8 protein-coding genes are annotated in these 11,672 nt (G+C 36.1%); 3 read left to right on the top strand and 5 right to left on the bottom strand.

Going from position 1 to position 11,672, the window contains the following annotated elements; genetic code table 11:
• Positions 1-127 precede the first annotated feature (127 nt).
• Together CA730_RS19105 and CA730_RS19095 are read left to right on the top strand one after the other, a co-directional pair.
• Positions 128-1,687 (top strand): tetratricopeptide repeat protein, encoded by a 1,560-nt coding sequence (locus CA730_RS19105; RefSeq protein WP_096669694.1) that lies wholly within the window; start codon positions 128-130, stop codon positions 1,685-1,687.
• Between the two features lie 166 nt (positions 1,688-1,853).
• The gene (locus CA730_RS19095; protein ID WP_231939884.1) at positions 1,854-2,033 is read left to right on the top strand and encodes a hypothetical protein; all 180 of its coding nucleotides are present in this window, start codon (positions 1,854-1,856) and stop codon (positions 2,031-2,033) included.
• A 279-nt stretch (positions 2,034-2,312) separates the two neighbouring features.
• On the opposite strand, the gene CA730_RS19085 is transcribed toward CA730_RS19095, so the two are convergent.
• The 4 genes from CA730_RS19085 to hpnA all read right to left on the bottom strand — a co-directional run bounded on the left by CA730_RS19085 (position 2,313) and on the right by hpnA (position 6,347).
• Complete coding sequence (locus CA730_RS19085; protein WP_096669690.1) at positions 2,313-2,753, bottom strand: DUF29 domain-containing protein; 441 nt, start codon at positions 2,751-2,753, stop codon at positions 2,313-2,315.
• A gap of 325 nt (positions 2,754-3,078) precedes the next feature.
• On the bottom strand, positions 3,079-4,086 hold the full coding sequence (locus CA730_RS19080) for an Rpn family recombination-promoting nuclease/putative transposase (protein WP_096669688.1): 1,008 nt from the start codon (positions 4,084-4,086) through the stop codon (positions 3,079-3,081).
• A gap of 179 nt (positions 4,087-4,265) precedes the next feature.
• Entirely contained in the window at positions 4,266-5,282 is a 1,017-nt protein-coding gene (gene hpnH / locus CA730_RS19075) for an adenosyl-hopene transferase HpnH (protein WP_096669686.1), read from the bottom strand.
• A 78-nt stretch (positions 5,283-5,360) separates the two neighbouring features.
• Complete coding sequence (gene hpnA / locus CA730_RS19070; RefSeq protein ID WP_096669684.1) at positions 5,361-6,347, bottom strand: hopanoid-associated sugar epimerase; 987 nt, start codon at positions 6,345-6,347, stop codon at positions 5,361-5,363.
• A gap of 320 nt (positions 6,348-6,667) precedes the next feature.
• On the opposite strand from hpnA, the gene CA730_RS19065 reads away from it, so the two are divergent.
• On the top strand, positions 6,668-8,011 hold the full coding sequence (locus CA730_RS19065) for a cytochrome P450 (protein WP_096669682.1): 1,344 nt from the start codon (positions 6,668-6,670) through the stop codon (positions 8,009-8,011).
• Between the two features lie 64 nt (positions 8,012-8,075).
• Here the strand turns inward: CA730_RS19065 and CA730_RS19060 are convergent, their stop codons facing one another.
• Positions 8,076-11,531: a class I SAM-dependent DNA methyltransferase gene (locus CA730_RS19060; protein WP_096671652.1), complete on the bottom strand. Its 3,456-nt coding sequence runs from the start codon at positions 11,529-11,531 to the stop codon at positions 8,076-8,078.
• Positions 11,532-11,672: the final 141 nt, after the last annotated feature.

Raw genomic sequence — 11,672 nt, 5'->3', positions numbered from 1 at the left:
TGATGCGTTACGCTCTCGTTTTCAGCTTTACACACCCTTCGTGCTGTTTTTGAACCGGATTCATATAGATTTATAAGGGTTTAGCAGCGTTAAACCCTTATATAAAAAGACCGCAGAAATATTATACATGGATTGGATTACTCTCCTGCGATCGCTACAATCTGACTTTCTGAAAAGGTTAATATCTGGTTGTTTACTTCATTGTCAAATAGAAGGTCAACATAGTGAATTAACTATTATTTCTGGTGAGCGATTAAAAGCATTACGGGAATTTTGCTGGTTAATGGCGGAAAAATATAAACGCACTTCTCCAGTCCGTGACGTTTTTATTAATAATCTTAAAGGTAAATTAGGTGAGGAAGTTGTTAAGGAAAGATTAGCTAATTTCATTACGGAAGTAGATTATGAAAAACGCTTTGGTGGTGACGGTAAAAGTGATTTTACACTCACTGCTAATTCTGCCATTGGCGTTGAAGTCAAATCTCGTCACGGTAGTATTGATAGGGTCAGATGGTCAGTTAGTGCCGAAGAAGTGGAAAAAAATGCGGTAATTGTCTGTATTTTGATTCAAGAAGAAGTCAATGAAGCGCAATCTGCATATCATCTTTTTTTAGCTGGATTTCTACCCACGCAAATGATTAAATTGAAAACTGGGAAAATTTCCTTTGGGATTAATCAATTATTGTATGGTGGTGGTCTATTTTCCTATTTAGAACAACTTCCCATTTCCGCAAATTCCTATTCATCTAATTTATCTCAAAGTCAAATAATTAAACCCCAATCTACACCTGTGGATTTAACTATTTTTTATTTAAATCTTGGTGATGAATATTTCCAAAAAGGGGAGTATGCAGCGGCGATTAATAGTTATAATCAAGCCTTACAGTTTAATAATAGTGATGCTGATATTTATCATAAACTGGGTTTAGTTAATTATCAATTAGGCGAGTATCACACAGCAATTACTAACTATAGTCAAGCAATCAATATTAATATTAATCATCCTCAAGCTTATCATCAAATAGGTTTGACACATTATCAAATAGGGAATTATCAAATAGCTATAGAAGCTTATACCCAAGCAATTAGAATTAATCCCCATATTGCGATTAATTATAAAAATCGTGGTGATGTTCGCTCTCATATTGGTGATACTCAAGGAGCAATTGAAGATTATAATCAAGCAATTAAGCTAAATCCTGATTATATTAATACACAAAAAGATAAACACATATCTCGTTACCTATTAGATGATCAACAGAAATCACACCAAGTAATTAATATTGATTTTGATGATGCTATTGGGTATAAAAATCGTGGACATGATCGAGTTGAATTAGGAGATTATGAAGGAGCAATTGCTGACTATACCCAAGCCATTCAAATTAATTCTGATGATATTGATGCTTACTATTGTCGGGGTAATGCTCATTTTGATTTAGGAAAATATGCAGCAGCAATCACCGATTATACTCAAGTAGTGAAAATGAATTCTCACTATATTAATGCTTATTATAACCGAGGAAATGCCCTCTTAGAAATTGCCGACAAACAAGGAGCAGTGGCAGATTTTCATAAAGCCGCAGATTTATATTGGCAAGAGGGAAAATTAGCAGAATATCAAGATATAAAAGCGAGAATAATAGAATTAGAAATAGAAGCATCTTTAGATATTTTAAATTTTTAATAAATAAGATTAGTAGATGCGGCAAAACAGTTAGGTTCACAAATATTGATACTTGAAGTTGCAGCACAAAATGAATTTGCTAAAAAGCTATTTGAAAATCATGGATTTAATGTGGCAACTTACGAGATGATGATGGATTTCAATGCAGGATGAAATGGGAAGTAATATGGAAAAAGAACATGAAAAAGTAGAACATAATTTTCAATATTTAATTATTAAATTAAATAAATTAAAAGATAAGATTAAATCTCAAAATAATCAAGGAAAGTTTCACTTTCTAGCTTTGGATATTTTGACAGAAAAAATACGTTTTCTGCCTAGGGAAATCTCTGCAAAATTTTTATAGTGATTTTTATGAAACTACAAGATTAGAACCTAAATTAGAGGATTCCTTAAATAAGCTATAAATTATCAATATGCCAAAAAAAACAATATTAACTCTGGATCTTATTTGTATAAGCTCAGAAATCAAATTGTTCATTTGCGTCCAAATCAAAAAAATGATTTATTACCCAAATCAATTGATGATTGGAATCTTTTAATATTTGATATGCTAACAATAGTTTAAGAACTTTATAAAGCTAATCAAGACTTATTAAATTGATTAGGAAATCAGCATTTTACTTTATTCTTGATTAACTAAAAAAGCAGGATCAAGAATTTGATAAATACTATAGGGATTTTCAGCAGGAAAAGTTGTATCAGGTAAATTAGTTTCCTGAATTGCTAAATCCACACCATCTTGGTAAGCAAAAATCATTGCTTCCGATAGATAGGATTTCAGACTGGGGTTTTCTTCTAGAAGTTCTTTAATGCGACGACGTTGTTCTCTAATTGTAGCTTTCCAACTATTACTACGTTTATCACTTTGATATTCCCACTTTAGTAAATGTCCAATTAAAATCCTTAGTCGGTTTCTTAATTCTTGCTTTTCTCGCTTACCCAAAGATTCAATTTCCTCTATTAAATTTAAAATATCAAGTTGATTTAGTTGTCCTTGCTTTAATAATTTTGCCTGTTCTAAAGTCCAAGCATAAAAGTCAGTTTCATACAGTTGTGATGTCATATTTTTATCTCCAATTGTACAAATGATTAATCTTGCATTTATTTTATCCTGATATGGCTACGCCACGCTTCGCTATCGGATATTTTTACCATCAGAATCAGGACTTCCGAGATTTTATTACTTTTACTTTGTGTTGATAGTTCTTTATATAAACTAGATAAAAATACGGTTTTTCCTGCGGCAGAAGCACCTAATGCTACTATTCTATAAGATTTTATAGTACCTTTGACAAAGCCAGTAGATATACTGTTGTAATAGTTACATACATTTATTTACTGGCCTAGATATTTTAATATTTCTTTACAAAAAGAAACCTGCGCTTTTACTACTCAGAAACTTCTAAATTTTGCAACCAAATAACCAAATTATCTAAACTTGCAAAATCTAAAAACACCTCAGTTAAAGCTTCCAATTGTTCCAGCGACAACTTCTCAATTTGCATTTTTAGCTGACTAGGAACTTCCCCAAATCTTTTAGATAACAACCGTAGGATCAGATTTACTTCTCCCTCCTGTTTACCTTGTTGTTTCCCTTGCTGCATACCTTGCTGTATACCCTGCTGTATACCCTGCTGCATACCTTGCTGTATACCCTGCTGCATACCTTGCTGCATACCTTGCTGCATACCTTGCTGCATACCTTGCTGCATACCTTGCTGCATACCTAATTCGGTAGCTTCTTCTCTGAGTTCTTCATACAAGCGAGTTTGCTGAAAACTTATTCCTAACATTGCTTCTATCTCCACACGACTTAAATGAGTAAACCGATAAGAAATAATCGTGGTAATTATTTCCATTATGCCACGTCTAGCTGTTGGTTTTTGTAACTCCTGCTGACAACGATTGATTAAATATCGCGCTGCTGCTGGGGCTTTGTTTTGTTTTAGAGTTGTCAATACCAACAAACTGACATCAAGGGGTAATTGCTCAAATTCTCCCAACTCATCCAAATATACTCGATGGACTTGTTCTGAACTCAAAAGTGCGCGATAGGGGTGAATATCCCCTTGTTCCGTACTACGAGTTGGATAAATTAACACCGCTTGCCAATCTTGAAAACGTTCCCTATTTCTGTAAAAATAGAGAAACAACTCCCCAAATAACCGCTCATACAGTCGTTCATCTTTTTGAAATTGTACTTCACAGAAATAAACAACTCCTAGAGTTTCTGTTTCTGGTGGTAAAAATACCCCGTCAATTTCAAACTTTGGTTCTTTCACCGCTACCGAATCGAAGCGATAATTAGCCGCATTTGCGGGGGGATTTGGCAATAATTCAAACAGCAGGGTTGGATATGTTTGAAATAAATAATAGAAAATAGAGTCACGTCGCATATTATAATTCTAAATTAATCCTACTCAAAATAAATTCTTCTCTGGATGATTGTCCTTAAACAATCAAAATCAAGATTTATTGGATTTGAGAATAAACAGGATTTATTGTGAGTAAATTATTCTTTCATCCTGTTCATCCATTAATCTTAAAAATCCTGATTCTGACAGTTTTCAGATTATTACTTTCCAAACACAGTGGTTAGAGAACGGGCAATATTTTTCGGTTGCATTGCATCCATTGCTGCTGTTGGTTCATAACCACAATGCACCATACAATCAGCACATTTAGGATTACCACTAGCGCCACCGTATTGACTCCAATCAGTCTTATCTAACAACTCCTGAAAGGTTGTATAGTAACCTTCATTCAATAGATAACAAGGTTTTTGCCAACCTAAAACACTATAACTAGGACTACCCCAAGGGGTGCATTCATAGTCTTTTTCACCAATGAGAAAATCTAAGAATAAAGGATTGTGATTGAAGTTCCAGTTCTTTTTTCCAGATGTGTAAGGTGAGAGAATTTCTCTAAATAAAGCGCGGGTTTGTTCTTTTTGCAGAAAATGATCTTGATCTGGGGCCCATTCGTAACTGTAGCCAGGAGAAATCATCATCCCGTCAGTACCCAATGTTTCCAGAAAATCAAAAAATTCCTGCATTTCTTGGATATCGCAACCTTCAAAAATGGTCGTGTTGGTAGCGACACGAAAACCTTTAGCTTTAGCGGCGCGAATTGCTTGGATTGCAGTATCGAAAACACCTTTTCTGTCTACACATTTATCATGCCATTCTCGCATTCCATCCAAATGGACGCTAAAGGTTAGATAAGGAGAAGGTTTAAACTTATCGAGACTCTTTTCTAGTAATAAACCATTAGTACACAAGTAAATATATTTCTTGCGTTTAATTAAGCCTTCAACAATTTCACCTATTTGGGGATGTAGGAGAGGTTCTCCACCGGGAATAGAAACAACTGGTGCGCCGCATTCTTCCACAGCCGCAAAACACTGTTCTGGAGTAAGATTTTGCTTGAGGATTTCTACTGGATGCTGGATTTTACCGCAACCAGTACAAGCTAGGTTACACCGGAACAGGGGTTCTAACATCAATACGAGGGGAAAGCGTTTTCGCCCTAATAAGCGTTGTGTAACTAAATATTTACCTATATCTACTGCTTGTTGTAAATTAATTGCCATGAAACTAACACTCCTCAATTTGGTCATTGGTGATTGGTCATTGGTGATTGGTCATTGGTAATTAATTTCTGTCACCTGTCACCTATTCACATAACTATTAGACACAAACCAATCTACAGCATCCTTGAGGGCTATATTCAGGGGTGACTGAGGTAAACCTAATTCGCGGATAGCCTTAGAAGCATCATAATACATTGGTTGCTGTGCCATGCGGACTCCATCAATGGGAACTGTCGAGGTTTTTCCTAAAGGTGCGAGGATTTTTTCGTCTACCCAAGCTACAGTTAGGGGTATCCAAGCTGGTATAGATGTTTGCGGTGCAGGTAAAGTCGTGATTTGGGAGAGTTGTTCTAGGAGTTGTTTAAGGCTAAGATTTTGATGACCGAGAATATAGCGATCGCCTGATTTCCCCTTTTCTAATGCTAATAAATGTCCCTTGGCGACATCGCGCACATCAATAAAATTCAATCCCGTATCTACATAAGCTGGCATTTCTCTCCGCAAAAACCGCAGAATAATATCCCCTGTAGGCGTAGGTTTAATATCTAAAGGACCAATTGGACTACTAGGATTAACGATCACAATATCTTGACCCTGATTCACCGCGGATATTGCCACTTGTTCAGCTAGGAATTTAGATTTTTTATAATCCCCCACTAATTTTTCTAGGGGACTTTGGTAAGTTTCATCTACAACTTGTCCCAATTTACCTACACCAATAGCGGCAACGGAACTGGTATAAACTGTGCGTTCAATCCCCGCTTTTTGGGCTGCAGACAGGATGTTGCGTGTACCTTCCACATTGTTAAGATAAAGCAAGTCTCGGTCTTTTTGCCACAGGGAATAATGGGCAGCAACATGAAACAGATATTGACAACCCTGCATCTGTTCCCAGATATTCGGGTTATTCAAATCACCTTTGACAATATCTACAGCCAAACCCTGTAAATTACTCAAGTTACTATGAGGACGGACTAAAGCTGTAACTTGGTATTCTGATTGTAAAAGCGATCGCACTACATGAGAACCAATAAACCCCGTACCACCAGTCACAAAAGCCCGCATTTAATCACCTCACACTTATTAAAATTTTATTATCAGATAATTTTTAAGCGATCGCTCCCAAATGGCTATTTTTTTGTGAAAATAAATAGGAAATAACAGATAATAGGACTTACGCACGCTCACTAATTTACCATGATATGAATGAACGAAATTGCGTCGTTTTCGGCTTTGGGAATAACTTATTGAGTAGGGTGCGTCAGATAGAGGGAATCTGTTTTTTTGTCAAAATATCGTGTCTGACGCACCCTACAAGGGATAAAATTTACGTCACATATTTGGGGAATCTTGTCAATGCGTAAATCCTAGATAAATATAACATTATGCTTCAACAATTACCCAATCGTATTCCCGCTCCCCCCTGGTTGCAACTTATCAACTGGATTGGAGATCCCATTGGATTCCAAGAAAAATATCGTCAACAATATGGGGACATTTTCACCATGCGGCTAAGTGGTGTTGGTACTGCTGTAATTATTGGTAATCCCCAAACTATACAGGAGATTCTTACCCAAGATTCTAAATTTGATATTGGCCGTGCTAACAAACTAGCAGAACCGCTCATCGGCAAAAATTCTATCATGTTAATGGATGGCGATCGCCATCGTCGAGAACGAAAATTATTAATGCCACCTTTTCATGGAGAACGGCTACAAACTTACGCCCAACAAATCTGCTTGATTACCCAACAAATCGCTAGTCAATTACCAATTAATCAGCCTTTTGTAGCTCGATCTATCATGCAAAAAATTAGTCTAGAAGTTATTTTACAAATTATCTTTGGATTAAGTGAAGGAGAACGTTATCAACAACTAAAACCCCTACTTACTTCTTGGATAGATATGATTGATTCTCCTTTACGATCCAGTATGCTGTTTTTGAAATTCTTACAAAAAGATTGGGGAGAATGGACACCTTGGGGACAGATGAAAAGCAAACAAAAAAAGGTTCATGAATTACTCCAAGCAGAAATAGAAGAAAGAAGAAATAATCATAATCATCAACAGAGTGATATTCTCAGCTTAATGATGGCTGCAAAAGATGAAAACGGTCAACCAATGACTAACGAAGAATTAAAAGATGAATTGTTGACACTTTTATTTGCTGGACATGAAACCACTGCCACAATCCTAGCTTGGGCTTTTTATCAAATTCATCAAAATACAGATATCCTGGCAAAATTGCTGCAAGAAATCAACAGTTTAGGAGAAAATCCTCAACTAATGGAAATTGCCCAACTTCCTTATTTAACCGCAGTTTGTAACGAAACTCTGCGGATGTATCCAGTCTTACCAATTATTTTCCCACGCATCACTAAATCATCTATGAATATTGCCGGATACGAGTTTGAACCGGAAACAATGTTAATGCCCAGTATTTACCTTGTCCATTATCACGAAGACATATATCCTCAACCCCACCAATTTAAACCCGAACGCTTTCTAGAAAGACAGTATTCCCCCTCAGAATATATGCCCTTTGGTGGTGGTAGTCGGCGCTGTTTGGGTTATGCTCTAGCTTTGTTAGAAATAAAATTAGTTTTGGCAATAGTTTTATCTAATTATCAACTAGCCTTAGTAGATAATAAACCTATTAAACTCCAAAGACGCGGGTTTACTCTTGCTCCTCAAGGCGGAGTTAAAATGATGATGACTGGAAAAAGATAAAATCCTGATTCTGACAAATATTAAATACCCGACTTCTTAAAGAAGTCGGGGATCTTGATACTCACTATATTTCCACATATTGCCAGCGTTTGGTTGCTCCTGTTTCTCGACAGATTAAAATCCCAAACCATTCTAATCTTTCTACATTTTCAGCAATGGCATTTTTGTATTTTCCACCATTTTTGAATTGAGCCGCAATTTGTTCCACTGTCCACTCGCTGGTATTGTTGCGGAGTAAGTCGCGGATAGTTGCAAGTTGCTCTTTTGGTTGTTTGGGAAAAGTTTTTTGTTCGGTGGGAATAATCACAGTTTCTTCTGTTTCCATGACTTCCGTTAGCACCTGTTGAGTAACTTCATTTGGTGCTTGATATTCGGGACGCAACCAGCGAATTATTCCGTTACGTTCTTCTTCTGCACGTTCAGCATTGAGCGCAACTAATCGTTCTAAAATTATTTCTTCAATTTCTGCTTTTGTTTTATTATCATCTTTTAAATCTTGCCATTCATAAGCATCAAAAACGGCGTGATCTAATTCATCATGAATTTGTTTGAGTGTGGAAACTAAGGCTTTATTATTATATGTTTTATCTGCTTCGGTAAATGTTTCACCTTTGCGGAGTTTTTCTAGAAGGTTATACATTCCGGTAATTGTGATTTCGGGATGTTGTGTTTGCACTCGTTTACGGTGGGAGTCTAATCTTTCTCCTAATTCTCGGATTTTCTGTTTTTGTTCTGGTGTAGGATTTGGAAAAGGGAATTTTCCAAAGCAATCAGAATGGTTATAATTTGGTCTATCTTCCAAGAATGCACCTGTTTTTAATGACCATATTATATGAGGTACTGATGAAAGTACACCAAGATAAAAAGCATCATCTAATCCGAAAGCAATTAATTTAGCATCAGGTAAAATGTCATTTTCTACAAATATAAAAACGCGATGCTTTGCGGTACGACAACTAACTATATATCGTTCTAACCCATTTATTGCATTACGAATTTCTTGGTTAGAACGTCCAAAAAGCCACCACTGTTCCCGACGTGCTTTATCTTTCATTTCTAAACGTTTAGGTCGAACAAGTTCATAAATTCTCTGATATATATATGGATATTGCATAACCTGAGATTCATTTAAACCATATAAATCAATAATCCTTAAATTACGAGGTTTATCTGTAATATCTCTGCCATTACGATATCGTTTAATTAAATGAATTGCTGTCGGGTCTTGTTGAATAAGTTTTAAATATTCTCCTTCATTTAGGTGGAAACCTTCACCTAAAACAATTACACCTTGTCCACTTAATCTAGAATTTGCTGTTAACTTAGATGCTGATACCACATCTACACCAACGCTTAAATCTACATTAATAAATCCTTTGGATATAGCTAAATCAACAATAGTTACACCATCATCACTTTCCACTTCTTTAACTACTTTTCCTAACACTCCCTCATGTTTTCCAGATTCTACCACAGTCATGGCAATTCTCACTGCTGCGCCATCTGTAGTATCTATCCAAGGATGATCAGGAATTGCAAATGTAAGAGATATTGGACTTTTACCTACTAGATGTTTAACTAAAACTTTTCTATTAAATGTTTGAGTAATACTATTAGTTGTAATTAAACCAAAACTTTCTAATTTATCTTCAACAACTAATTTAGCTGAATGATACCACCAATACATGACAAAATCAACTGTATCTGGTATGTCTTGATAAACTTTTCGTTGCGCTTCAACGTAACCATCACCTAATCTATCTCTCATCCTCTTATTACCAATAAAAGGAGGATTAGAAACAATATAATCTGCATCTGGCCATTGAGCAGGACGAGGATTAAGATAACGATAAATAGGAATTTGATCACTCGCATCAGGAACATCCTCCCCCGTCACAGGATGCTTAATCATTGTTCCACCCCAGCGCGTTTTTACCTGACCAGTTTTAGTATCAATATCTAATTCCTTACCATCATAATCTAACACCGCATCACGAAATTCAATATTATGAAAATCCTGTAAAATCGGTTCTGGTGGTGGTGTACTTCCATAGCGTTTAAAATGCCATTGTAAATAACCAATCCAAATTACTAATTCTGCAATAGCGGCCGCTCTAGGATTAATTTCAATCCCTAAAAATTGCGCTGGATTTACCTGTTTTCTTCCTGCTAAACGCGGATCAAATTCCTCTAATAAATTCGTTGTTACCTCTCCCAAAACATCCAGCAACCGCATCTGTACTTCTTGCTCCAATGTCTTTAATAGATCTAACGTCACATACAAGAAATTACCCGAACCACAAGCAGGGTCAAGAATACGAATTTGTTGTAATTTATCTAAAAATCCCCGAATCTCATTTTCAGCCTTTTCTATTTGTGCTTTTGTAGGTTTTTGCTGTTTTTCCTTCAGAGTTAAAAACCGATCAACTTCCGATTCCACTAATAACCATTCTGACCGCAAAGGTTCTATGACTACAGGACGCACTAACCGCTCAACATAGGATCGGGGTGTGTAATGCGCTCCTAAACTTTTCCGTTCTTTACTATCTAAAGCTCGTTCTAATAAAGTCCCAAAAATCGCCGGTTCTACCTCTGTCCAATCTTTATTTGCAGCTTCCGATAGGACTTCTAACTGTTCTTTGGGTAAATCAAAAGCTGTAGCATCTTTAAAAAAGCTGCCATTAAATTGGGGAATTTCATCAAAGTTAAATTCTCCCCCAGTATTCATAACTTTCCACAGTCTTTCAATCTGGGTTTTAAATGTTTTCGGTTCAACCAACCAACGTTCTTTTAAAGCTTTAGTAAAAACTTCTCCTTTCAATAATTTTACATCTTCTGCAAACATGGTAAAAATGCAGCGCATGAGAAAATTGGCGACTTCTTTAGGTTCGTATCTTTGTTGTTCCAACCACCGCGCTAATTTAGCTAAAGTATCAGCTACTTCTCTTGTTACCCGCGCTCGATATTTTTCCGGGTTGAGACTTTGAGGATCATTAAATATCGCAACAAAGCGATTAAATACTTTCTCATCTAAAAGCTGATCAAGATTAATTTTTTCCCGCGCACCATAACCACCATAATTCCCACTAAAACTCATCCATATTTCAAAATGAGAACCAATATCACAGGTAATTAAAAAGGGAGGTTTACTTGGTAGAAAAGGTGTATAACTTTGAGCTTGATAAAAAGCCTTTTCCATTGCTATATCATAGGTTTTTGTCCCTCGTTTAGCTGTCCCCCGTTTAGCTGCATTTCCCCCTTGTTTAGCTTCAATTAAAAAATGTCCTTCTTTGTAGAAGTCTGCAAAGTTTGTAGTAACTCCATCTTTGTTAAAAATTTTGATGTCTTTATCAAAACAATAAGGATCATTTGCCATACTACCTTTAGGTAATGGACGTTCTACCCCCAAAGCATCACAAAGTTCTAAAAAGAAACCCTGATAATTTGCTCTCTCATTACCTTGCGAACCTTTCCATTTTTTGAGGAATATTTCTACTCGTTGGCTATCTTCATTTTTCATCAGAATCATGATTTACAACATTTCAGGATTTTACAGGATTTTTGTCTGATAAGTAATTGGACAAAAATATTTACAGTCATTGCGAGGGAAGGGAAGCAATCACAACCCTTGGAATTGCTTGATTTCACTTCGTTCCATATG

The organism is Dolichospermum compactum NIES-806 (genome assembly GCF_002368115.1).
Taxonomy (GTDB): Bacteria; Cyanobacteriota; Cyanobacteriia; order Cyanobacteriales; family Nostocaceae; genus Dolichospermum; species Dolichospermum compactum.
Note: the sequence above shows the minus strand (reverse complement) of the source record. Positions and strands in the feature narration are given on the sequence as shown.